Raw genomic sequence first — 21,607 nt, forward strand, 5'->3', positions numbered from 1 at the left:
TATGGCAACACATTATTCCCGATTGCAATTTAAGCTCAAGCCGCCCTTACAATTTAAAGATTTCAGCTTTCAGTTCTTGGTTGTGAACCGAGAACTTGGCAAGACTGTTTTTAAAGACGAGGGAAATTTTGACGATCATGGTTTTGGCAAATGGTTTCATATCTATCAACCCAATCGATTGTTGATGTATAAAATTAAATATCGTGGTGAGGTCATCAAAACTGTTACAGCCAAAGCATATCCTGAGCCCAATAAGTGGAGTCTATTTGAGTTTAAAACGACTGTTGAAGCAACAGTAAAAGCTAAGGAAAATATAAAAGAAATCCAGATTCATGATGGTGAAGTTGCATGGTATCTCATTAAAAAAGCTGAACCCGTGATGACGTGGTCACAGCGTATTTTTAAAAAACCATTGAGTGCAAAAGACTGGGAAATTTTAAAGGCAAATAACCCGCATTTATCTAATCTCGTTTCCATGGGGGTTTTACAGCCTGGGCAGGTGGTCATTATTGCGAATTCAACCACGGCGAAGGAATTATCTGAATATAAAAAAACAGGCACAACAAGCCCAACAAAATCTGGAGCAAATGAAAAGGGATAAAGATTTTGATGCCGAATTTTTTGCTCAGAATTATGAATTTTTCTATGATGCACTATTACGCGAAAATACAAAAATTGTTGGAAAAAAAGTATTAAATAACAATGAACATCCTTTAACCATCTTATTTGATCAAGATGAAAAGAAGGACAGTTTTTTTGAGCAGAAAATGGCGGCTGATGCAGCTTTAGTGATGGTGGAAGGGCAAGCAACTCGAATATATCGAATTCATGGTGAACTTGCACAAAAATTTGCGGAAGAAAGAGCCAGCGGTTCAGGGCTTGCAAATCCGAAAAATTTTGCCAGATTCAAACAAAAATATGCCAGCCTATATAATCAGCTAGATCAGGAATCGGTAAAAAGGTTTTTAAGATGGGATCAATCGATTCGAACCAATAATATGCGTCGAATGCTGAGTCAATCTGCATTTGTAAGAGACAGTAGCTATCAAGGCGGGATTAAAGATTATGTGAAAAAAATGGGTGAAATTGGAAAATTTGCCAGTCAGTTGAAAATCGCAGGTTATATGTCGATTGCGGCGGATGTGGTGAGTTCTGGGGTTACTGTTTATGAAGCTGCACCAGAGGATAAAGCAAGAACAACAGTGGTTGAGACAACTAAAGTAGTTACAGGTATTGGTTTTGGCGCAATCACAAGTGTCGTTATAATTGGTTTTGCTACAGGAGGAACTGGTTTAGTTGTTATTGGTATTGCTGCAATTACTGCCCCTATAGTTGGTAAAATTGCAGGCGAGGGATTGGGATGGGGCGCAGGAAAAATATATGACATTGTTGAAGAAAATAAGAGTAGGTAATAATGGAAATTGTTTTTATAGTTTTTAGTAAAATTCCTCTGATAGCAACTAGTTTTTTACTTTTCGCAGTTTTTTTATTTTTTTATTTGGTTCTTTATATATATAAATGTTAATTGTAAAGGTATATTTAGAATTATTTTTCCAGAGAAAAAAATATATAAAAGACCGCTTGAGCCTTTTTATTTTTTCTCTGTGAGCATTTTGCCAACAACTTTTTGGCGTGAAATAATAAATATAAAGTATAATAAATCTTTTAAAAAATTATATGGGAAGGAGTTTTATTATCCTATTAGTAAGGAGCAATTGATTGATTTGCTTAAAAAATATCCTTTATTTTTTTTAATTCAGTATTTTATTTTTTTTACTGGTTTAATTTCAATGTTGATAATTTTATATGCCTATATGTTAGATCACTATTTTTAATTTTTCTATTTGGTTTTGGGCTCTTAATAAGTAGAGTGGGATTGGTGGTTGTTAGTGTTTTTGGGGCTTAGCAGTGTTAGCAGGAAAAACTACAACAGAACTTGCAGGTCATTTTGCTGGAAAATCCTATGATTTAATTGAGAGGACAATGGAAAATAAATGATAGATTTTATTGTCAAATTATATAAAGCTGAGCCATCAACGTTTGTGGGAATGATTGGTTTATTATTTTTTATCTTACTATGGGTGTTTTTTGTAAGTCTTTATGTTTATACAAATATTTATATAAAAGAAATATGTGGAATTGTATATAAGGATGAGAAAAAATTTAAAAGATTGATGGAGCCATTTGATTTTTTTTATCTAAGTATGTTACCCAGTGCATATTGGAGGGAAATATTAAATTTAAAGTTTGATACCTCTTTTAAAGCCCGTTATGGAAATAATGTATATCAAAAAATAGGTGACTCTCAGTTAAATGAATTATTGAAGAGCTATCCAGTGTTTTTCTACCTTCATTATTTGGTTATTTTGTCAGGAATTCTCGGTACATGTCTTCTACTCTTGGGTATAGGATTAGAGAAGTATATTTTTTAAATAAATTTTAGAGTTCTTTCTATGAAGTTGCATTAGAGAATACTTACTTTAGCTGTGCTTTTGAAACGACCTTAAGGTGTAAACTTTAAGGTCGTTTTTTATTGTTGAATCAATCAAGAAAGAAATCTTTTTGTAGCTGGGTGTTGCCACTGACACAGGCATACTGAGCGAAATCAGTGATCCCAATACGCGCCAACGCTTGTTCATCGGTTAGGCTTTGTCCCGTCAGTTCACCTTTCGCCGTACTGTAAATTGCAAATGCCGCATCTGCCATGATTTCAGGTTTACGACTCAATTGACGCGTATTTTCCTCACCTAGGTTCTTCGAAACTGCTGCTGTAGCGATATAGGTTTCTGGCCACAGGGTATTACAGGAAATACCATAGTGTCGAAATTCTTCTGCGATACCTAGCGTCAGAATCGTCATACCATATTTAGACAAGGCATAGGGCGAGAGCATGCCTAACCATTTCGGTGACATATTCACAGGTGGCGATAAGCTTAAAATATGCGGATCTTTTGCTTGTTTGAGATAGGGTAAAGCGGCTTGCGCACAAATAAAGGTCGCACGGTGGTTAATGCTTTGGATCAGATCATATTGTTTTAATGAAGTGGCTTCGACACCTGTGAGTGCAATCGCACCTGCATTATTTATTAATACATCAATACCACCAAAGTTCTTGGCTGCTTGTTGCATGGCAGCATGGATCTGCTGTTCATCTCGTACATCTAACAGTAAGGGCAGTGCTTTGCCGCCAGCAGCTTCAATCTCTTCAGCGACGCTATAAATCGTGCCTGTTAATTTGGCTGTTTCCATTTCGGTTTTTGCAGCAATGACAACATTTGCCCCAGCTTGTGCTGCTTTCAGCGCAATGGCTCTGCCAATTCCTCGGCTGCCACCAGTAATAAAAATGGTTTTTCCTTGCATATTACTCATGTCGATGTCCTATATTTAGTTTTTATTGAAATGTCGTTAAATCATAAAAGGGTGTGCAAATTTTTCTGGATTGTAGAGTTGTCGTTGTTTGGCAATCTCAACAATACGATGGCGCAACTGACGTTTGATTACGGCATATGTTAGACGATGCTTTTGTGACATTTCTTCTGCAAACTTAAATACCTCTGTATTTAATGATTCGGCAGGATGAATCTGATGGACCACTTGTGCGTCTAAGCACTCAATCCCTGTCATGGATTTTCCTGTTAAGGACATCTCCCAGATCGCATGTTGATTGGGAAGGAGTTGCACAATTTCTGCAATACAGTCAGTAAAAGGAATGGTCAGTTTGACTTCGGGGAAGCAAAAGCGTCCTTTATCTGCCCGCATCAAGCGGAAGTCACATGCAGATGCCAAGATTGCACCACCTGCATAAGCATTGCCATTAATCTCAGCAATCACTGGTAAGTTGAGTAAGGCCAAACGCAGTAGCATATTTTCCAGTTCTAAGGTAAAAGCTTTTTTATCTTGCATGGATTGCTGCATTAACCAAGCGAGGTCTAAGCCATTGCAAAATGTTTTAGGATGGTCGCTTTGAATGACTAGGCAAGCATTATGCGAATGACGCTCGATTTCATCAAAGATCTCGATATATTCATTTAGCACATCTTGATTTAAGACATTGTCCTGATCGCCATTGGTTAATGTCAAAACATAAATGGACTGCTGTTGATCAAGCCTCATGGTGGTCATTGAAGCGCTTCCTTGTTGTGCCGTTGTTTATTATGAAAGCTATTATTTCGAATAAAATACTCGCGCAATAGGTGTGACTATGCCATATTGATGATCATTTTAGGACAGTGGATGTGCGATGCGAGATCCTTTTGGATTGTTTCAAGAAACCATCTCGGTTTCTTATGCACATCTATTATTAGAAATTGTGCATGATTATGCGATTGATATTGAAATAGTTTTATCTGGCACAGGATTAGTGCTGACAGAAATGAAACAAGCCGATGCCAAAATGAGTGCGCATCAATGGTCAAAGCTGGTGGTGAATGCTTTAAGGCTGACGGAGAATCCACGGCTTGGGATTGAATATGGTTTTAAATTACGTCCCACTTCACATGGAGCCTTAGGTTTTGCATTTCTGAGCTGTACGGATGTTGAAACTGCATTAACGCTGTGCCAGCAGTATTTCTGTACACGAATCCAGAACTTCACCCCTGAATCGTATATTGATGAAGACTTTGTCTATGTCTATTTGGATGGTGTACATCCTGTTAAATTTGGCAATGAGCAGCAATCTGATCAATTACGGCAGTTTATGATTGAAAGTTTGTTATTTGGCGCAATTCATTTTTTAGCTTTGTTTTCTGAAAAAATTGTTGAACGTTGTGAGGTCTTTGTTGATTGGGCCGATGCACAGAGTTATAAACGTATCGATTTATCTCAGATCAAGATTCATTTTAACCAGCAACGTAATGGCCTGCGTTTTCCCAAGCAATATCTGCATTGTAAAAATCCCAATGCTGATCAAGTCGCATTCCAGCAGGCATTATTGTATTGCGAAAATGACAAATTGAAATTACTCAAAGAGTCGGCACGCGATCTGCAGAAAAGTATTCGTTCTGAGTTGTTGTATCGAGCTGGCAATACTTATCCGACATTAGCGTTGATTGCACAGCGGTTGAATATGTCTGAACGAACCATCAAGCGACATTTACAGGCACAAGGAACGACGTTCTTGCAGATTTTGGCTGAGGTGCGTTTTAGTCAAGCCAAAAAGTTACTGCAACAACCACAATATAGTATTCAGGATGTTGCAGCTCTGGTGGGGTATGAAGAAGCCACTAATTTTATTCGCGCTTTTAAAAAGATGTTTGGGGAAACACCCAGTCAGTATCGGAAAAGCTATTTGTCCAAGGCCGATTCATCCGACATCGCCAATTGAACCGTTACAATAAAGCGTTCTAGCGAATGCTGAATCTGTTCTGTCCATTCAAAGGAACAATTCATACGAATAAAATGTTGATGTGAGGGCAACACATTAAATAAAGGGCTTGGCGCAACGCCGACCTGTTGTTGAATCAGCTGTTCATAGATTTGCATACTGCTGACTTTGTCTGGCAACTGAATCCAAAGAAAATAGCCACTTGGATAGTTATATACTTTACAGTCTTTTGGTAGATGTTGTTTGAGATATTGAAAGAATTGTTTTTTATTCTTTTCCAAAGCCCGCCTAAGCGTTCTTAAATGCTTTTCATAATGATGATGGGAGAGAAACTCAACCAGTGCATTCTGGATCAGTGCATTGGCAGAAATGGTGCTCATCAATTGCAAATGCTGAATATGCTCGGAAAACTTGCCAGCATAGACCCATCCCATACGGAACCCTGAACCCAAGGTTTTGGAAAAAGAAGAGCAGTGCAACACCAGATTTTGTTGATCGAAATACTTCATGGGTAGCGGCTTTTGATTGCCATAAAACAGTTCTTCATAAACATCATCTTCGATCAAATGAATTTGATGTTCATGCAACAGCTTAGCAATTTTATATTTGATGTCATCGCTGACGGTAAAGCCAATCGGGTTATGTGCGTTCAACATAAACCAGCAGACTTTAATCGGATAGCTTTTAATGACTTGTTCAAAAGCTTCAATATCAAAGCCATGTTGTGGATGTTCTGGGAGGGTAATCACCTTGAGTCCCAAACGTTCAGCTGCCTGCCATGCGCCATAGAAGATGGTTTGCTGCAATAAAATATAATCGCCCGGTTGAGTAATCGCTTGCAGGGAAAGATTCAACGCTTCTAAACCACCAGATGTAATGACAATGTCATCTGCATCGGTTGGAATCCCTTGCATACAATAGCGTTGTGCAATCAGTTTTCTGAGGGCTAAATTCCCAGGCGGTAGGTTGGTGGTCTGATCATAACTATGGCGATTGCGGGAAAGTTGCCCCATGATCTGAATCAGTTTGGGTGGATAGAGTAACTGACTATCTGGAAATGCAGAACCTAGTGGGCTGACCTGTTTGGATTGAATCGACTTCAGGTATTTAAACACCAAGGAGTTAATTTCAATTTTGGGGTTTAAAGAGACCACCGAATAAGCTTGTGGAATTTGGATATTATTTTGCTCAGCGACAAAATAACCTGACTTTTCTTTGGAATAAATCAATCCTTGCGCTTCCAGTTCTTGGTAAGCGTTCATCACGGTAATTAAGCTAAACCCTGATCGTTGCACTTGCTCACGTAAAGAAGGAAGTTTGCTGTGTGGTTGCCATGATCCATTTTCAATGAGAAGTTTCAGGTTGTGCGCTAATTGTTCTGATTTATACATAAAGTAAAGTGAATCCATCTTGATGGAACAGCTTGGTATGCAAGCTGCTCCATCTCTTTTTTAATAAGCAAACATCAATAGCAGTCTAAAGAGACCTGCAATGATGGCGAGTGCAAAAAAACCAACTAACCATAAGATTATAAACCATTGCGTTTGGCTTAAATGCAGAGATTTAATTTTCATGCAAAGCTGCTCCTTAGTGATAACCCGTATCTCCAACCCGTACTTTATCTCTAAATACCCAATATGACAGGATGGTATAGGCGATAATGATCGGGATCAGAATTACCGCACCAACCAGTGCAAATTTCTGACTAGAATGTGGTGCTGCTGCTTCCCAAATCGTGACCGATGGTGGAATGATATTCGGCCAGAGGCTGATCACAAATCCAGTAAAGGCCAAGAACACGAGTGCCAAGGTATAAATAAAAGGTTTAAAGTCCTGACGCTCTTTACATGCTTTTAAAATCAAGAACGTAAATAGCAGTACTAAGACGGGCACAGGGCTAAAATACAGCAGATTCGGCAAGGCAAACCAACGCGCTGCAATTTCAGGATGGGTCAGTGGGGTATAGAGACTGACACCTGCAAAAACCACAAATAGCAGCATGATCAGTTTAGGCATCAGTGCATACATCTGATCTCGTAGCTCATGGTCGGTTTTCATAATCAACCAGCCACAACCGAGCGCTGCATACATGGCAACTACACCCAACCCCGTAAATAAGGCGAAAGGAGTGAACCAATCCAAGCCTGAACCAGAGAAAATACCATTGGTGGTTTGGATGCCTTGAATATAAGCGCCTAAAATCACGCCTTGCAGGAAGCTGGATAGAATTGAACCCCAGATAAAGGCCTGATCCCATAAATGTTTGGTGCGGTTCGCCTTAAAACGAAATTCAAAGGCAACGCCACGGAAAATCAATGCAATCACCATTAAGGTAATCGGCATATATAAAGCTGAAAGGACAGTTGAATAGACCAATGGGAAGGCCGCAAACAAACCTGCACCACCGAGCACCATCCATGTTTCATTGCCATCCCAGACAGGCGCGACGGTATTCATCATCACATCACGTTCTTCGCGGCTTTTGATGAAAGGAAACAGAATTCCGATCCCGAGGTCGAAGCCATCCAAAATGACATAGATCAGGACACCTAGACCAATAATACCGACCCAAATTAGAGATAAATCAATCATGGTGCTTCTCCTTATTCGGGTCTTGCTGATCAATGCTTTCATCAACGGCACTTAAAGGACGCATTGGGGTTTTGAAATGCCCATGGCCAGCTGGCTCAAGATCAATCGCTTCAATAAATTCAGGACCTTTTTTCAATAGTTTCAGCATGTAGTAAATACCGCTACCAAACACGATGGCATAGACCACCACGAAAATGATCAGACTGATACCGACTTGATCGGCAGTCACCGTATGCGACAAACCATCTTTGGTACGCATCACCCCATAAATCACCCAAGGTTGACGGCCAACCTCTGTGGTGACCCATCCCGCCAGTAAGGCGATATAGCCTGTAGGTCCCATGACAAAAGCGAATTTATGAAACCAAGATGAACCATAAAGCTTGCCTTTTTTACGCAACCATAAGGCAACGAAAGAGAGCAGCACCATTAACATGCCAAGTCCGACCATGACACGGAAACTCCAAAACACAATGGTTGAGTTTGGTCGGTCTTCTGGGGCAAAGTCTTTTAAGCCTTTGACTGTACCATCCGTAGAATGAGTCAAAATCAGACTGCCTAGATTTGGAATCGCAATCGCGTATTTGGTACGTTCTTCTTGCATATCTGGAATGCCAAATAAGTACAGTGGCATTCCTTCATCATAATTGGTCTCCCAATGACCTTCCATTGCGGCCAATTTTGCCGGCTGATGCTTCAAGGTATTTAAGCCATGATTATCACCAATCACCACTTGCAAGCAGGAAGTGACCAGCACCATCCAAAGCCCCATTGAAAATGATTTTTTGATCAGTTCATCACGACGGCCTTTGATCAGATGCCATGCAGCAGTACCCACCACCAGTAAGGAAGACACTAAAAATGCAGCAGCGGCCATATGCGCAAAGCGATAAGGGAAGGAGGGATTAAATACGATCGCCCACCAATCGGTTGGCACAATAATGCCATTCTCGATCGAAAAACCTTGCGGTGTCTGCATCCAACTGTTGGAGGAGAGAATCCAAAACATGGAAATACAGGTGCCGATGGCAACCATCAAGGTGGCAAAGAAATGGGCTTTGGGACTGACGCGTCCCCAACCAAATAGCATGATGCCCAAGAAGCCCGCTTCCAAGAAGAAAGCACTCAATACTTCATAAGTGAGCAAAGGGCCAGTCACGCTTCCCGCAATACGGGAAAATTCACTCCAGTTGGTACCAAACTGGTAGCTCATCACTACGCCAGATACTACACCCATCCCAAAGGCAACAGCAAAGATTTTGATCCAGAATTTGAATAAATCTTTATAAATGGGGTTTTGAGTACGCAGCCATTTCCATTCCAGCATAGCAAGAAAACAGGCGAGACCAATCGAGGTAGCGGGAAAGATAATGTGAAATGAAACAGTAAATGCAAACTGTATTCGGGCTAATTCTAAAGCAGTGAGACCGAGATCCATATATCCTCTCCTATAACAGACCAGCAAAAGCAGTCGCTAGGAAAATGTGAAAGAACGGACTTAAATGTTTGAAAATAAGCAGAACCTTAAAAAGTTGTGGCTTGGATATTTAAAAGCGATTTAAGTTTTATTCATCATCCAATCTTCTGTTGTATATGAGTAGGTACAATTTCTTTTTGTTTTTTTATAACAGATGGGGTGTCCATAAATGATCTGTTATATTTTTTTAGCGAAACTCTGTAGCTATTCAGTTGTTTGTACCTGATTCAAAATAGCATCAAGCAACGATGCAGTGTGTTAAATATTGATCAAGCATTGTAAGTCGTTTGAATGACACTAATTCGGACTGAATGGCGTATGACTATGTTTATCACTAAAGAACTTAATGCGTTGACTCAGCTTTTTCAAAGCAAAGTCCCTTCGCAAGCAGTACAACAACAGCTAAGTCTAGAATATGTAAATCTTGAAGCAACTTTATTAAGAGGCAAGGTACTCAGAGATTTTTCTAAGGAGAAGGTCGCTTATATTGCTCAAGCTGAAATAGTGGAAAATGATAATAATCTCGCCTATTTATTTGCACCATTTACGATTGCTAATTTAAATCAGCCAGTGATTTATACCACGCCAGTCTCATCCTCTGTACTTAAGATATTGAATCAATACTATCAAGCCGATAAAAGCGTCAATCTTAAAATCGAAGATGTCATCCACAGCCTCAAGCTTTATATCGAGCTGGTCGAAGATGCAAAAGCAGAGCAAGATTTTCTGTTCCGTTGTTTAGTCAAAGCATTGTGTCGTACAGATATTTTTCATATTTTCTTGGTTACACATTTATCTTTAGATCAGCAACAGATTCAGATTTTAGAAGATTATTTTGATGTAAAAATTGATGTGATTGATGCTGATCGTAGGCCAAGCATGCTCAATGATGAGTTGATTAATACGCGTAAACTGCTATTTAAAAACAAAGATGAAGCACACAAAAGCTTATGTACTTTGTTTTCCAGTCTTAATGCAAATCTAGTCGCGAAGATTGGTCAGTTTAGTCCGGCCCAAGCGGCACATTTAATCGAGGATATGTTCTATTCGGAACATATTTTTGAAAAGTTATCGGTCTATGCCGAATACATGCAAACCCGTATTCAAAATGGCGCTAGTTTTAAGGCTTTATCCACCATGTAATTGTTATGAATTAAATTTTAGTCTTTCAATAGGAGCAGAGCTCATGTCTCAACAGCAATCAAAATTCCCATACCTTGCGGTTGGAATCAGTATTTTATTGGGTTGTTTATTCTTAGTCTTTTTCTTTCTGGCTGTGAGTAATCAACCAGATTATATGCCATCGCAACAGAAGCAAAATGCTGCTCATGTACAATCAACAGTTCAAGCGAATCAATAGCTTATGTTTTTTAATCCGAAGCTTGGTTTTTCTCTCTTACTGGTGATTTTGAGCACTTGCCAGTAAGTTTTTTTTATTTTGGGCTTGGTTGTAATTGTTAAAATCAAGAGAGATTGTAACGCTCTAATTGATCGAATGAGACAAATCAAGAATAGAAAAGAAGCACAATTCATGTTAATCCTATCTGTAGCCAATGTTAAAAATAGCTCAGATGAGGGCAACATAATGGATAACTCAGAACAAACCATTCATAAGCAAGAAAATACCAGTTTTGCCAGAATTGAACCCTATACCCAACCCGCAGGCGGATGGGGCGCATTGCTGAGTGTTGCCCGAAATCTAAAAAGGCAAGATATTTTAAAAAAAGGTTCAATCACCTTACTTAATATTAATCAGCCGACTGGTTTTGACTGTCCGGGCTGTGCATGGCCTGAGAAGAAAGATGCACATGCCTTTAACTTCTGTGAAAACGGTGCCAAGGCGGTGGCTTTCGAAGCAACCAGTAAAACGGTAACACCTGAATTTTTTGCACAGCATACCGTGAGCTGGCTCGCTGAACAGAATGATTTCTATCTGGAAGATTTGGGTCGTTTAACTGACCCGATGCGTTATGACCCAGTCTCGGATAAATATGTACCGATTTCTTGGGATGAAGCTTTTCAGTTGATTGCCAAACATCTACAGGCGCTTGATCATCCTGATCAAGCGGCATTTTATACCTCTGGTCGTGCCAGCAATGAAGCCGCTTTTTTGTACCAATTATTTGTCCGCAGTTTCGGCACCAATAATTTTCCAGACTGTTCCAATATGTGCCACGAAACCACCAGTGTTGGCTTAAAAGATGCGATTGGTTTAGGTAAGGGCACGGTCATTTTGGATGATTTCGATCAGGCAGATGCTATTTTTAGCTTTGGGCATAATCCAGGTACCAACCATCCACGGATGTTGGCAACCTTAAGAGAGGTTTCGCGTCGTGGTGGTAATATTGTTGCCATTAATCCTATTAAAGAGCGTGGTTTAGAGCGTTTTCAAGACCCACAAGCGCCGCTAGAAATGATGACCAATGGCAGTACTCCAATTAGTCGTTATTACTTCCAGCCCAAAATTGGAGGGGATTATGCCCTGATGTTTGGGGTGATGAAGCATTTACTGGAATGGGATAAAAAGGCACTTGCGAAAGGAAAAGCAAGCGTTTTTGATCGTAGCTTCATTGAAATGAATACCATTGGTTTTGACGAGATGTTGGCGGAGATTGATGGTACAGCGTGGTCTGAAATTCATAAGCATACGGGACTTTCACCTGAGCATTTAGAATCGATTGCCAAGATGTATTTGGATGCAAAAACGGCTATTTTCTGTTGGGGGATGGGGATTACTCAGCACCGTCATGGTACAGCCAATATTCATATGCTGGCGAACCTGATGCTGGCACGAGGGCATATTGGTCGTCCGGGGGCTGGCCTTTGTCCAGTACGTGGGCACAGTAATGTGCAAGGCGATAGAACGATGGGAATTAATGAAAACCCAAGTGAAGCCTTACTAGACAGCATTGATCGGGTATTTGGCATCAAGTCACCGCGTAAACATGGTTTTGGTGTGGTCGATACCATTAAGGCGATGTATGAAGGTGATGTAAAAGTCTTTATTGGTTTGGGCGGGAACTTTGCAGTTGCAACCCCTGATACACCTTATACCCAAGAAGCATTACGCCGTTGTAATTTAACCGTCAACATTACCACCAAGTTGAATCGTAGCCATCTGGTCTGTGGCAAAGATGCGTTGATGCTACCTTGCCTAGGGCGTACCGAAGTTGATATGCAAGTTCATGGCGCACAAGCAATTTCTGTGGAAGATTCCATGAGCAATGTGCATCTTTCAGCGGGACGTAATCCTCCGATCTCTGAAAATATTTTGTCTGAACCCGATATTGTGGCGCGTATGGCGGAAGCAGCACTGCCTGAGAGTAAGGTGAAATGGCGTTGGTATATCGAAAGTTATGACCGTATCCGTGATTCGATTGCCGAGGTTTTTGATGAATTTCATGATTTCAATCAACGAGTTTATCAACCAAGTGGTTTCCATTTAGAACATCCTGCCAATCAGCATGTCTGGAATACACCAAGTGGTAAAGCCCAGTTTTTGATTACACCACTGGCCGAAGTTTACGAAGATAAAGAAAACCAATATGCAGCCGCTTATAGTGAACAGCAGGTGTATACCTTGATGACCACTCGTTCGCATGACCAGTACAACACCACTTTATATGGTTTGGATGACCGTTATCGCGGTGTATTCGGGCAACGCCGTGTGTTGTTTATGAATCAAACAGATATTGATGCAGCGGGCTTTGAAGCAGACCAATGGGTTGATATTGAGAGTGTATTCTCGGATGGTGTGAAACGGATTGTACATAGTTTCCGTATTGTGCCATATAACATTCCGCAAGGCAGTCTAGCGGCTTATTATCCAGAAACCAATCCATTGGTGGCTTTGGGTAGCCATGATAAATACGCCAAAATTCCAGCCTCTAAAAGCATCCCTGTGATTTTGCATGCAGGTAATGCACCAGCACATTTTAATTTGAATGTTGAAGTTGACCCTGAGCATGCCAATGAACGCGTCAGTAGCGCATAGCTCGAATCAGTGATGCAAATGAGGTAAGTGTGGATACAAAAACACGAGGTTATGAAACGATGCAAGTGCATCGTTTCCATCGCGATGTCTCTGAAAATGAACTGGATTATATTGTCCAAGAGTATCCTGTTGCCTTAATTTATAATGGTATTTCACATGCCGTGATGATGGCAACACCATCGGATATTGAGGTCTTTGCCAAAGGTTTTAGTCTCTCGGAAGGGATATTACAAAGTTTAAGCGAGTTGTATTCACTCGATATTCGGCAGAATGAACTGGGGGTTGAAGTGGATATGACCATTTCATCCCGTGCTTTCATGGCTTTAAAAGAGCATCGGCGTATGATGGTCGGGCGTACAGGTTGCGGCTTATGTGGTATTGAAAGTCTAAAGCAACTCTATGCAAATCTACCTGCGGTCAGTACCCATGTTTCTTCAACATGGTTAAGCCAAATTCCAAATGCAATTGCACAATTAAAAGTCAGACAAAAAATTACTGAACTGACCGGTGGAGCACACGCCGCAGCATGGGTCGTGAAAGGTCAGATCGTAGCGTTATTTGAAGATGTTGGTCGGCATAATGCTCTAGATAAATTATTGGGGTACTTGGCTGAACAGAAAATGGATGTGGCGGAGGGTTTTGTGGTGATGACCAGTCGTGCCAGTTATGAGTTGATCCGCAAATGTGTGCAATCCAATATTGCTCTATTGGCGACCATTTCTGCACCCACCAGTATGGCGATTGAGATGGCAAAACAATTAAATCTCACCTTAGCTAGTTTTTGCCGTGGTGAGAGCTTTGTTTTATATACCGAATAATGGTAAAAATTTGTGATTTGTCTGATCTCTAATGCATTGATTTGTGTAGGATATGAGCATTAAGTTTTTTTATTCCCAAATATTATGAATACACCTTTAAGACCTCAGCCTGTGATCAATAATCTTTCAGGTGAAAATGCTTTATTTATCGTACTCGGAATCAATAGCAATCCTGATCATTCAGGTGTAATTGATTTTCTTGCGAATTTTTCAGCCTTAGTCCGTAGCTTAACCAATCGTTTTCCGAATAGTCATTTTAGTGCTTCGGTAGGGATCGGCTCAAATGCTTGGGATTTACTTTTTCCTGATTTAAATAAGCCGAAAGAACTTGCGCCATTTCAAGAGATCAAAGGGCCACGGCATACTGCGGTCGCAACAACAGGCGATTTATTCTTTCATATTCGCGCCAATCAAATGGCAATTTGCTATGAACTTGCCTCAATTTTGCATGAGCAATTAAAAGAAGATACCTACCCAATTAGCGAGACCAAAGGTTTTAGATACTTTGATGGTCGTGCGATTATTGGCTTTGTCGATGGGACTGAAAACCCTGAACATGAAATTGCCAAAGAGATTGCTTATGTCGGTTCGGAAGATGCCGAGTTCCTTGGCGGCAGTTATGTGTTTATCCAAAAATACTTGCATAACATGGAGATGTGGAAGGGTTTAACGACCGAAGAACAAGAAAAAGTCATCGGTCGAAAAAAATATGATGATGTTGAACTTGGCGATGATGTCAAACCGCAAAGTGCACATAATGTGGCAAGTAAGGCACATGATGCGGACGGTAACGAGCTTAAAATCTTAAGAGCCAATATGCCATTTTCCAATCCAACAGAAGGAGAGTACGGCACCTTCTTTATTGGCTACTCTCGTTCTTTTAATATCACCAAAACCATGCTTGAAAATATGTTCTTAGGTAAAGAAACTGGACATGTCGATCGTTTACTTGATTTTAGTACTGCAGTTTCAGGCAGCTTATTCTTTGTGCCAACCTTTGATTTTCTTGAAGATTTAGGCGAATAAGTTTAATCCGCTGAAATAAATTAGTTTATTTCAGCGGAAAATATTTATTGGCCCATCAAATATTGTTGTAACTGGTCGCGGAATTGATCTGGGATACGACCTGATTTTTGCGTGCTGAAATCAAAATACACTTGAACCGCTTTGCCACGTGCAACACAGTGATCTTTTTGCCAAGCTTCATGTGCCACGATAAAAGAAGAATTGCCGATATGTTCAATCCATGTCTTGATTTCGATATCAGCGCCGTAATAGATTTGAGCTACAAAATCGACTTCCACCCGAGCGAGAATCAAAGGCAGATTTTTGATTTCCATACTTGGGTTGAATAAGCGAAAAACAGGTTCACGCGCAGTTTCAAACCAGCCTGTAATCACGGTATTGTTGATATGTCCAAAAGCATCAGTTTCATAGAATCTTGGTGTAATCGAAAGTGTAAACATAGATCAACTGTTATTTTTTCATTTAAAGCTCAATACTATAAGGGCTGAATATGTAAAAATCAGCCCCAATAACAGACTTAAGCGTTTATGAATGCTGAGATAGTCCACCGCCTAAAGCTTTATACAATTCAATCTGATTATTCAACTTGATTTGTTCAAGCATCAGTAAGCCTTGTTGTGCTGCATAAGCAGAACGTTGTGCATCCAATACAGTCAGATAACTGTCAATCCCTGCTCTAAATCGGGCGGTGGATAATTTATAAGTGGTATCGGTTGCAGCAACCAAACGGCGTTGTGCACTCAAACGATCCTCAATATGGGCACGGGCAGCCAGCGCATCATTGACCTCACGAAAAGCGGATTGTATGGCTTTTTCATATTCTGCCAGTGCAATTTGTTGTTCAGTTTCTGAAATTTTAATATTGGCTTTACGCGTCCCCCAATCGAAAATAGGCAGGTCGATACTTGGCCCAATTGACCAAGAAAAACCACCTGATTTAAATAAATCTTTAAGATCTGTGGACGCATAGCCAGCTGAACCTGTTAGGCTAATGGTAGGGAACATACGTGCTTTGGCTGCGCCAATATTGGCTCCAGCAGCACGTAATTGATATTCAGCAGCTTTTAGATCTGGACGGTTATTCAGTAAATCACTACTTAAGCCCGTTGCAAAGTTGCTTTCAGCACTAATCGTTTTTACGGCTTGATTCGGCAGGAGGTTTTGAGGAACATTTTTTCCAGCCAGTAAATTGAGTAAGTTTTGTGCTTGTGCCACTTGAGTTTTATAGGCGGCAACATCATTTCGAGCAGTTTCAACCGATATTTGTGCTTGACGCAGCGGAACTTCGCTATCAATTCCGACATCAAAACGTTTTTTATTCAGGTTATAGGAATCAAGTTGTGCTTTTAAGGTTTGTTCTGCAAGATTGAGGTTGGCCTGAGCAAAGGCATAATCTAACCAAGCTTGTGAGACTTGGCTGACTAAACTGATCTGTGTGGCTTCTCTGGCACTTTGGGTTGCAAAGTAATTATTTAAGGCCATATCTTTTAAGCTTTTGACTCGGCCCCAAAAATCCAGTTCATAAGCCGTCATTCCTAGTCCAACTTGAAAAGTTGAATAAGGATTGTTTGGGTTCGCAGATGGATTCACCTGTCGAACAGCACTGCCATTTGCTCCAATAGTAGGTAACTGGTCATTTTTACTGATCTGATATTGCTGTTGGGCACGCTGAATATTGAGTGTTGCAGTACGTAAATCACGGTTGTTATTTAAGCTGATTTCAATCACTTGTAATAAATGTGGGTCAGAAAAAAATTGTTGATAACCTTGATTGGCAATCGAATTTCCAGTTGTGGTTTGAGAAAAATTTTGTGGAATATCCGATTTGATCACAGGTTTTGGTGCCTGCAGATTCATACATGCAGTTAAGGCAATCGAAAGCGTAGAGACAAGCAGGCCACGAGATAAGACAGTCGCTTTAGACATGGTCTTCTCCAAATAAGATGAGGATAGATACTGAGGAGGAGTCAGAGGAAACCCATTGATTCCCTCTGCTCTATGTCATTTAAGATGGATTTTTTTGTTTCGATGAAAACAGCTTTTCAACTGTACCCAGAATGAAAATAAAGAACACTGGGACAAAGAAAATTGCCAGAATCGTCGCTGAAATCATGCCGCCAAATACACCTGTACCTAAGGCATGCTGTGTTTCTGAACTTGCCCCTGAGGCGATGACCAATGGAATGACACCACAAGTAAAGGCTAAGGAGGTCATCAGAATCGGGCGTAAACGAAGTTTTGCTGCGGCAACGGTGGCCTCGACTAAACTCATGCCTTCTTCTTTCAGCATCTTGGCAAATTCAACAATCAGAATCGCGTTCTTGGCAGATAAACCAATAATGGTAATCAGACCAATTTTAAAGAACACATCATTCATCAAGCCTCGAGACATAATCGCAACCACTGCGCCAAAAATACCTAAAGGGACGACCAGCATCACTGAAAGCGGAATTGCCCAACTTTCATAAAGTGCAGCCAGAACAAGGAATACCACCAGCATAGAAAGAGCAAGTAAGAACGCCATCTGCGATTCAGATTGCTTTTCCTGTAAGGAAATACCCGTCCATTCATAGCCGATGCCTTTTGGCAATTTGGCAATCAGGTTTTCCATTTCGCGCATGGCATCGCCTGATGACGTATCGAAGTTTGGGATACCTGCAATACTCAACGATGGGCGACCGTTATAGCGGTTATATTGCTGTGGCGCTTTATTCCACTGCGGTGTGACCACTTCAGATAGCGAGACCAATTGACCATTTGAGCCCATCACTTTCAGATTCAAAATATCTTTGAGTTGCATTCGTGATTTGGCATCGACCTGTACGATCACTTGTTGCATGCGTCCCTGATTTGGGAAATCGTTGATATACATCGAACCCATTGAAGTTGAAATAATGTCAGAAACATCAGAGAACTTCACACCCAGAACATTCAATTTTGCACGGTCGATTTTTAAAGAAATATTGTCGCCTTGCGGTAAGCCTTCATTCCAGACCATATAGAACTTTTTGTTCTTGGCGGCCATTTCCATGAGCTGGTCTTGTGCAGCTAAAAGTGCAGGCATACCTAAGTTGGCACGGTCTTGCAAGCGTAAGCTAAAGCCTGAAAAGGTACCCAACTCATCAATGGCAGGAGGTAATACCGCCATTGTTGCACCTTCTTTACTGTGCGCCATGGTGGCATTAACGGCATTGGTCATTTCAGTTGCTGTTGACGTACGGTCTTTAAAGTCGGTTAATGTAGTAAAAGCCACAGCCACGTTTTGACCCGCGCCACTAAAGCCCCAACCCATGATGGTCGTATTACTTTTTACATTTGGATTGTCTTTTAGACTGTTTTCAAATTCATTGACTACACCTCGTGTTCTTTCAGCAGTGGCATCCGATGGCAATTGGAATGACGTCAGGAACCAGCCTTGGTCTTCTTCGGGCATAAATGCTGTCGGCCAATACTTCATACCTGCAAAGGTAAGGCCAGTAATCACTACAAAGATCACCATCATCGGAATAGTATGTTTAATTACTTTAAGCAGGATCAATTCATACTTTTTAGTGACCTTATCGAAGCTGCGATCAAACCATGCAAAAAAGCCTTTCTTCTGATGATGGCCATCAATTGGTTTAAGAATTGTGGCACACAGTGCAGGAGTCAGGATCAATGCCAATAATGCTGAAAACAGAATTGAGACTGACATGGTTAAGGTAAATTGTTGGTAGATAATGCCGACCGAACCACTGGCAAAGGCCATCGGTAGGAACACCGCTGCCAAGACTAAGGTAATCCCAATAATCGGACTGGTAATTTCCTTCATAGCCTTGGAAGTTGCTTCTTTTGGAGGAAGCCCTTCAGTCGCCATAATTCGTTCAACGTTTTCGACCACCACAATCGCATCATCGACGATGATACCAATCGCAAGTACCATACCAAACATGGTCAGTACGTTAATCGAGAAACCTGCCAGTAGCATCACCGCAAATGTACCGAGTAGCGCAATTGGTGCAACAATGGCTGGAATTAAGGTATAACGAACATTATGCAAGAATAAATACATGACAATGAAAACCAGTACCATGGCTTCAAGTAAGGTATGAATCACTTTTTCAATCGAAATTTTGACAAAAGGTGCGGTGTCATAAGGAATACTGAACTGCATACCTTCAGGTAAATTGAGTTTTAATTCTTCAATCTTGGCTCTGACACCTTCCGCTGTTTTGACAGCATTGGCACCAGGACTGAGTTGAATCGCCGCAGCCGTTGCTGGTTTGCCATCTTCTAAAATCGCAAAGTTGTAAGCCTGTGAGCCAATTTCGACTTTGGCAACATCAGACAGTTTAATCACGCTGCCGCTGGTTTTACTTTTTAGGCTGATATTTCTAAATTGCTCCACATTGCCCAATTGTCCTTGAGCAGATAGGGGAACAGTAATGAGTTGACCTTGTTCAGCAGGCATATCTCCAAGACGACCCGGTGCAATCTCGACGTTATTTTCACGAATCGCATTATTGACTTCACTAATCGACAAGCCATAAGACACCAGTTTATTGGGGTCGACCCAGATGCGCATGGCTTTTTCCGCACCGAAGGATTGAACTTTACCTACACCTTCAACACGTTTTAGTTCTTCCACTACGTTGCGAACCAGATAATCACTCAGATCGACTTCGGAATATTGACCATTGGGTGAATTGATTCCAACCAGCATCAAGAAACCCGATGAAGATGCTTCGACCTGTAAGCCTTGTTGGCGAACCACTTGCGGCAGACGGGCTTCAACGGCCTTGATCTTGTTTTGCACATCAACCTGTGCCATTTCGACATCAGTTCCGGGTTTAAAGGTCGCAGAAATTTCTGCCGTACCTGAGGTATCTGTGGTTGAGCTGTAATAGAGCAAGTTTTTTACACCCGATAACTCGCGTTCGATCAAGGTGACCACGCTGTCATTAATGGTTTTTGCTGTTGCACCCGGATAGGTCGCACTAATATTCACTTGCGGTGGCGCGACACTGGGAAAGCGGGCAATCGGTAGTTTGGGAATACTCAGCAGCCCGAACAAGATAATGAAAATCGCAATCACCCATGCGAAGACAGGACGGCGAATGAAGAATTGTGACATCATCATTGAGCTCCTTGCGTTGCTGGCGATGTGCTATTACTTGAAGCTGGTGTTATCCACGCGGCGAGTTCAAGTTTTTGATTCGGCTGGATACGTTCAACCCCTTCAACCACGATCCTGTCACCCGCTTTTAGACCCTTGCTGGCAATGTAGAACTGCTCATATTGTTGACCCAATTCGATTGGACGAATATCTGCCGCACCTTTGGCATTGATCACATAAACTTGCGGATCACCATTGATATTGCGTTGAATCGCTTGGGCAGGGACGAGCAAGGCTTGAGGAACAGAAGCACGGTCGATATTGACGCGGACATACATGCCGGGCAGAAGTTTACGTTCTGGGTTTTTTACTTCTATTCGAATGGTGACATCGCCGGTTTCAGGGTCAACATTGATGTCTTCAAACAGCATTTTTGCACTGACGTTATAAGGATGACCATGACTGTTAGAAATACGCACGGTTTTTTCATTATTGGCGGATAACTCACCACTTTGCAGTGCAGCCTGTAGACGTTCATATTCACTAATCGATTGTTTTACATCGACATAAACTTTATCAATCTGCTGTACTGTCGACATGGTGTTGGCATCGCCTTGACTCACCAATGCACCCTCAGTGACAAAAGACTGTCCGATCCGACCTGAAATTGGTGCGCGTACCGTGGCGTATTGCAAATTCAAGTTTTGACGCGTAAGCAGGGCCTTCATTTGCGCAACATCAGCCAAAGCTTGACGATATTCGGCTTGCGCATTACTGACTTCTTGCTTACTGATCGCATTGCTTGGAAGCAATTGCTCATAGCGTTCTAATTGAACTTTTAAACGAACTACTTCAGCTTCGGCCTTATTGAGGGAGGCCTGATTACTATTCACATCAGCCTGAAAAGTTTCCGCGTTAATTTTATAAAGTGCTTGACCTGCTTTAACTTCACTGCCTTGTTTAAATAGCACTTTTTCAATAATGCCACCGACTTGTGGGCGAATTTCAGCAGTTCGGAAAGCCTGTACCCGTGCTGGCAAGTTTTCGCTAAAGTTCACCGATTGCGGCTGAATATTTAAAACGCTCACTTTGGCAGGAGGTGTTTCTGCTGGCTTTGCCTCCTCAGAACCACAGCCTTGTAGCACCAGTCCGATCGATAAAAATAATGGAAGTAATAGATGCTTTTGCATTCTGTCCAAACCTTGGGAGTTTTTGATGCTGGCATTATTTTCGAACTTTGTGTAACGATCATCGCTGAAGTGTGGAAAAAGTGTGGAGATCA

Annotated in this window: 17 protein-coding genes and 1 pseudogene; 8 read left to right on the plus strand and 10 right to left on the minus strand. The window is 41.2% G+C overall.

All coding sequences use genetic code 11. The annotated features are described in order from the left end of the window. Position 1 precedes the first annotated feature (1 nt). Positions 2-1,412, plus strand: a pseudogene (locus tag A7P54_RS03845) (hypothetical protein). Positions 1,413-1,994: 582 nt separating this feature from the next. Beyond that, positions 1,995-2,432 (plus strand): hypothetical protein, encoded by a 438-nt coding sequence (locus tag A7P54_RS03850; RefSeq protein WP_171548710.1) that lies wholly within the window; start codon positions 1,995-1,997, stop codon positions 2,430-2,432. A 109-nt stretch (positions 2,433-2,541) separates the two neighbouring features. Here the strand turns inward: A7P54_RS03850 and A7P54_RS03855 are convergent, their stop codons facing one another. After that, positions 2,542-3,369, minus strand: a complete 828-nt coding sequence (locus tag A7P54_RS03855; protein WP_171548711.1) for an NAD(P)-dependent oxidoreductase — start codon at positions 3,367-3,369, stop codon at positions 2,542-2,544. Positions 3,370-3,405: 36 nt separating this feature from the next. Beyond that, a complete protein-coding gene (locus A7P54_RS03860; RefSeq protein WP_171548712.1) occupies positions 3,406-4,122 on the minus strand; it encodes an enoyl-CoA hydratase/isomerase family protein in 717 nt (238 codons plus the stop codon). Between the two features lie 118 nt (positions 4,123-4,240). On the opposite strand from A7P54_RS03860, the gene A7P54_RS03865 reads away from it, so the two are divergent. After that, positions 4,241-5,323, plus strand: a complete 1,083-nt coding sequence (locus tag A7P54_RS03865) for an AraC family transcriptional regulator (protein ID WP_171548713.1) — start codon at positions 4,241-4,243, stop codon at positions 5,321-5,323. Here the strand turns inward: A7P54_RS03865 and A7P54_RS03870 are convergent. Genes A7P54_RS03870 through A7P54_RS03880 form a run of 4 tightly spaced genes read right to left on the minus strand, consistent with a single transcriptional unit; the run spans position 5,284 to position 9,353 of the window. Next, positions 5,284-6,714 (minus strand): PLP-dependent aminotransferase family protein, encoded by a 1,431-nt coding sequence (locus tag A7P54_RS03870; RefSeq protein WP_171548714.1) that lies wholly within the window; start codon positions 6,712-6,714, stop codon positions 5,284-5,286. The genes A7P54_RS03865 and A7P54_RS03870 overlap by 40 nt on opposite strands. 60 nt (positions 6,715-6,774) lie before the next feature. After that, a complete protein-coding gene (locus tag A7P54_RS19015; protein WP_005154018.1) occupies positions 6,775-6,897 on the minus strand; it encodes a hypothetical protein in 123 nt (40 codons plus the stop codon). Positions 6,898-6,910: 13 nt separating this feature from the next. Next, positions 6,911-7,915: a cytochrome d ubiquinol oxidase subunit II gene (cydB, locus tag A7P54_RS03875; RefSeq protein ID WP_171548715.1), complete on the minus strand. Its 1,005-nt coding sequence runs from the start codon at positions 7,913-7,915 to the stop codon at positions 6,911-6,913. Then, the gene (locus A7P54_RS03880; RefSeq protein WP_171548716.1) at positions 7,908-9,353 is read right to left on the minus strand and encodes a cytochrome ubiquinol oxidase subunit I; all 1,446 of its coding nucleotides are present in this window, start codon (positions 9,351-9,353) and stop codon (positions 7,908-7,910) included. Before A7P54_RS03880 ends, cydB begins: the two co-directional genes overlap by 8 nt. Before the next feature lie 363 nt (positions 9,354-9,716). Between A7P54_RS03880 and A7P54_RS03885 the strand changes: the two genes are divergently transcribed. The 5 genes from A7P54_RS03885 to A7P54_RS03905 all read left to right on the plus strand — a co-directional run bounded on the left by A7P54_RS03885 (position 9,717) and on the right by A7P54_RS03905 (position 15,230). Beyond that, the gene (locus A7P54_RS03885) at positions 9,717-10,535 is read left to right on the plus strand and encodes a hypothetical protein (protein ID WP_216077042.1); all 819 of its coding nucleotides are present in this window, start codon (positions 9,717-9,719) and stop codon (positions 10,533-10,535) included. A 43-nt stretch (positions 10,536-10,578) separates the two neighbouring features. Then, positions 10,579-10,752, plus strand: a complete 174-nt coding sequence (locus tag A7P54_RS03890) for a cbb3-type cytochrome oxidase assembly protein (RefSeq protein WP_171548717.1) — start codon at positions 10,579-10,581, stop codon at positions 10,750-10,752. 225 nt (positions 10,753-10,977) lie between these two features. Then, positions 10,978-13,386: an FdhF/YdeP family oxidoreductase gene (locus tag A7P54_RS03895; RefSeq protein WP_171548718.1), complete on the plus strand. Its 2,409-nt coding sequence runs from the start codon at positions 10,978-10,980 to the stop codon at positions 13,384-13,386. A 29-nt stretch (positions 13,387-13,415) separates the two neighbouring features. Further along, positions 13,416-14,204, plus strand: a complete 789-nt coding sequence (gene fdhD, locus A7P54_RS03900; RefSeq protein ID WP_171548719.1) for a formate dehydrogenase accessory sulfurtransferase FdhD — start codon at positions 13,416-13,418, stop codon at positions 14,202-14,204. 84 nt (positions 14,205-14,288) lie between these two features. Next, entirely contained in the window at positions 14,289-15,230 is a 942-nt protein-coding gene (locus A7P54_RS03905) for a Dyp-type peroxidase (RefSeq protein WP_171548720.1), read from the plus strand. Positions 15,231-15,274: 44 nt separating this feature from the next. On the opposite strand, the gene A7P54_RS03910 is transcribed toward A7P54_RS03905, so the two are convergent. From A7P54_RS03910 to A7P54_RS03925, 4 genes are all read right to left on the minus strand, one after another. Further along, positions 15,275-15,670 (minus strand): thioesterase family protein, encoded by a 396-nt coding sequence (locus A7P54_RS03910; protein WP_171548721.1) that lies wholly within the window; start codon positions 15,668-15,670, stop codon positions 15,275-15,277. An 85-nt stretch (positions 15,671-15,755) separates the two neighbouring features. Next, positions 15,756-17,156: an AdeC/AdeK/OprM family multidrug efflux complex outer membrane factor gene (gene adeC, locus A7P54_RS03915; protein WP_171548722.1), complete on the minus strand. Its 1,401-nt coding sequence runs from the start codon at positions 17,154-17,156 to the stop codon at positions 15,756-15,758. Positions 17,157-17,235: 79 nt separating this feature from the next. Beyond that, complete coding sequence (gene adeB, locus A7P54_RS03920; protein WP_171548723.1) at positions 17,236-20,346, minus strand: multidrug efflux RND transporter permease subunit AdeB; 3,111 nt, start codon at positions 20,344-20,346, stop codon at positions 17,236-17,238. Continuing rightward, on the minus strand, positions 20,346-21,515 hold the full coding sequence (locus A7P54_RS03925) for an AdeA/AdeI family multidrug efflux RND transporter periplasmic adaptor subunit (RefSeq protein ID WP_171548724.1): 1,170 nt from the start codon (positions 21,513-21,515) through the stop codon (positions 20,346-20,348). The genes adeB and A7P54_RS03925 overlap by 1 nt, the downstream gene beginning before the upstream one ends. Between the last annotated feature and the right edge of the window lie 92 nt (positions 21,516-21,607).

The organism is Acinetobacter sp. Ac_3412 (assembly GCF_013072675.1).
Classification (GTDB): Bacteria; Pseudomonadota; Gammaproteobacteria; order Pseudomonadales; family Moraxellaceae; genus Acinetobacter; species Acinetobacter higginsii.

Bases quoted from the DNA above. Each gene is read 5' to 3' on its own strand.
- A7P54_RS03850 (WP_171548710.1), top strand. From the start codon at position 1,995: ATGATAGATTTTATTGTCAAATTATATAAAGCTGAGCCATCAACGTTT.
- A7P54_RS03855 (WP_171548711.1), bottom strand. From the start codon at position 3,369: ATGAGTAATATGCAAGGAAAAACCATTTTTATTACTGGTGGCAGCCGA.
- A7P54_RS03860 (WP_171548712.1), bottom strand. From the start codon at position 4,122: ATGACCACCATGAGGCTTGATCAACAGCAGTCCATTTATGTTTTGACA.
- A7P54_RS03865 (WP_171548713.1), top strand. From the start codon at position 4,241: ATGCGAGATCCTTTTGGATTGTTTCAAGAAACCATCTCGGTTTCTTAT.
- A7P54_RS03870 (WP_171548714.1), bottom strand. From the start codon at position 6,714: ATGTATAAATCAGAACAATTAGCGCACAACCTGAAACTTCTCATTGAA.
- A7P54_RS19015 (WP_005154018.1), bottom strand. From the start codon at position 6,897: ATGAAAATTAAATCTCTGCATTTAAGCCAAACGCAATGGTTTATAATC.
- cydB (WP_171548715.1), bottom strand. From the start codon at position 7,915: ATGATTGATTTATCTCTAATTTGGGTCGGTATTATTGGTCTAGGTGTC.
- A7P54_RS03880 (WP_171548716.1), bottom strand. From the start codon at position 9,353: ATGGATCTCGGTCTCACTGCTTTAGAATTAGCCCGAATACAGTTTGCA.
- A7P54_RS03885 (WP_216077042.1), top strand. From the start codon at position 9,717: ATGTTTATCACTAAAGAACTTAATGCGTTGACTCAGCTTTTTCAAAGC.
- A7P54_RS03890 (WP_171548717.1), top strand. From the start codon at position 10,579: ATGTCTCAACAGCAATCAAAATTCCCATACCTTGCGGTTGGAATCAGT.
- A7P54_RS03895 (WP_171548718.1), top strand. From the start codon at position 10,978: ATGGATAACTCAGAACAAACCATTCATAAGCAAGAAAATACCAGTTTT.
- A7P54_RS03905 (WP_171548720.1), top strand. From the start codon at position 14,289: ATGAATACACCTTTAAGACCTCAGCCTGTGATCAATAATCTTTCAGGT.
- A7P54_RS03910 (WP_171548721.1), bottom strand. From the start codon at position 15,670: ATGTTTACACTTTCGATTACACCAAGATTCTATGAAACTGATGCTTTT.
- adeC (WP_171548722.1), bottom strand. From the start codon at position 17,156: ATGTCTAAAGCGACTGTCTTATCTCGTGGCCTGCTTGTCTCTACGCTT.
- adeB (WP_171548723.1), bottom strand. From the start codon at position 20,346: ATGATGTCACAATTCTTCATTCGCCGTCCTGTCTTCGCATGGGTGATT.
- A7P54_RS03925 (WP_171548724.1), bottom strand. From the start codon at position 21,515: ATGCAAAAGCATCTATTACTTCCATTATTTTTATCGATCGGACTGGTG.